The organism is Nonomuraea sp. NPDC001684, assembly GCF_053596515.1.
Map to the genome: position 1 here is coordinate 1 of NZ_JBSFGJ010000793.1, position 2,223 is coordinate 2,223.

The 2,223-nt window shown below is 70.9% G+C and carries 3 protein-coding genes; all 3 read right to left on the bottom strand.

Annotated features, from left to right (window positions below; all coding sequences use genetic code 11):
• Positions 1-68 precede the first annotated feature (68 nt).
• A complete protein-coding gene (locus tag ACWCSD_RS51795) occupies positions 69-374 on the bottom strand; it encodes a hypothetical protein (protein WP_397157606.1) in 306 nt (101 codons plus the stop codon).
• A gap of 74 nt (positions 375-448) precedes the next feature.
• A complete protein-coding gene (locus ACWCSD_RS51800; RefSeq protein ID WP_358297330.1) occupies positions 449-922 on the bottom strand; it encodes a hemerythrin domain-containing protein in 474 nt (157 codons plus the stop codon).
• Between the two features lie 100 nt (positions 923-1,022).
• A partial coding sequence (locus ACWCSD_RS51805) for an AI-2E family transporter (protein ID WP_449927138.1) occupies positions 1,023-2,223 on the bottom strand: 1,201 nt, incomplete at its 5' end.

The window sequence follows — 2,223 nt, forward strand, 5'->3', positions numbered from 1 at the left end:
CGGTGGGTCGCGTTAACCCCGCGCGGCACCTGCCCCGGTGGTCCGCCCCGCCGCCCTGCCGCTCCGCCCTACCGCGCGGCGTCCTCGCAACTCACCGTGACCAGGGCGAAGAACACGTGGGTGCGGGCGTCCTGGGAGACCACCGACTCGAACACCTCGCAGTCCGTGAACCCGTGGCTCAGCGCGTCGCGGCGGGCGTCGGACTCGGCGCCGGCGAGCGCGACGTTCTCGGCGAGGTCACGGCCGAAGCCGTCGAACAGCGTGCCCGTGGCGGCGGTGGCGGGCGTGGCGGCGCCCGCCAGGACGGCGGCCCCGGAACCGGCCAGGACCGCCGCGCACAGCACCGCCGGCAGCTTTCTTCTCAGGTACGTCATGATCTCCCCCTGGGTCGGGACGGGTGGGCCTGCACCCGTTGGGGCGTTCCAGGCCGTTCCATCCCGCGCCGTGGCTAGGAGGAGGCGCTGGGGATCTTCAGGGGGTCACGCGGGGCCTCGGCCTTGGCCTTGGCCATCTCCTCGCCCAGCTCCTGCAGCCGGTTGCGCCCCATGGACTCGCGCACCTGCGGGAACCACTCCTTCTCCTCCTCCTCGACGTGGTGGCGGACGTTCTCCATGAGTACCGTCATCTTGGCGTCGTAGCGCTCGTCGGCCGGGTCGAGGTCCTTCAGCTCCGACAACATCCACACGACGACGTGGTGCTCCTCGACGCTCTCCAGGATGTGGTCGGTGGTGTCGGGGGTGCCCGAGCGGGCGGCCGGGTAGAAGATCTTCTCCTCGATGTAGGTGTGCGCGGTCAGCTCCTCGATGACCTGCGCGACGATCTTCTGCTTGGTCTTGTGGGCGTCCTGGCCCGCCTTCTCGAACTCCTTGAACAGCTTCTCCACGGTCTTGTGGTCCTCTTTGAGCAGCACGATCGCGTCCATGGACGGCCTCCCTGGGGTCGGGACGCCCGGCGGGACGAGGGATGCCGGGCGTCGGGTCCGCCCCAGGTACCCCGAGGTCAGGCGCTCACACCCGGCGCGTTCAGTGACGTTCCTGACGGGGCAGCACCACGTGGTTGACGATCACCTGGACGGCGGCGGCGACCGGGATGGCCAGCAGGGCGCCCACCACGCCGAGCAGGGCGCCGCCGATGAGGGCGGCCACGATCGTGGCGGCGGCCGGCACGTCCACGGACGACTTCATCACCTTGGGCGCGATCAGGTAGTTCTCGATCTGCTGGTAGACGACGAAGAAGATCAGGGTGGCGATGGCCACCGGGAGCGAGGCGAACAGCGCGACCAGCGTGGCGATGCCCGCGCCGATGAACGCGCCGATGAGCGGGATGAGGTCGGTGAGGGCCACGATGATCGCCAGGGCCAGCGCGTACGGCACGCCCGCGATCGACAGGAAGACGAACGTGGTCACGCCCGCGATCAGCGAGATGATCAGGTTGCCGGCCACGTAGCCGCCGACCCGGTTGAGGATCTCGTCGCCGAGCAGCCGGGCCCGGTCCCTGCGGCTCCTCGGGATCAGCCGGTAGCCGGTGCGCGTGATGGAGCGCAGCGCGCCCAGGAAGTACAGGGTGAGGATGAGCACGGTCAGCGTGGAGAACACGGCGCTGACCACGATCGAGGCGATGCCGAGCAGCCCGCCGAACACCTGCCGGCCGAGGTCGCCGCTGGTCAGGTACGTCTGCAGGCGTTCCAGGAGCTGGTAGCGCTGGTCCAGGTCGCGGATCTGCGGGTTGTTCTGCAACTGCTGGATGTAGGTGGGCAGCTGCTCGGCGAACTGTCCCGCCTGCTCCGACAGCGCCGGGATGATCGCCATGGCGAACCCGGCGAACAGCACGATCACCGCCGTGAACACCGCGGTGATCGCCGCCCAGCGCGGCAGGCCGTGCTCCTCCAGCCATCGCACGGCGGGATCCAGGCCGACGGCCAGGAACAACGACACGATGATCAGCAGGAGCATCGAGGCGCTGGCGGTGAGCGCCTGGACCAGCAGCCAGGCGGTCAGCACGCCGAGCGCGGCGGTGAACCCGAAGACGAAGGGCGTGCTGCCGAACGGGCGTCCGGGCCTGCCGAAGGGCAGCCCCGTCGTCTCCGGGCGGGGGCCGGAGACGTGGCCGTCGCGGGCGGCCGCGGACGCCGCGCCGGGTTCGCCCGGCGGGGCGGCGGCCGCCGGGCAGGGCGCGCGGGAGCACCAGCCAGGCCAGGCACACGCACACCGCCAGCATGACCGC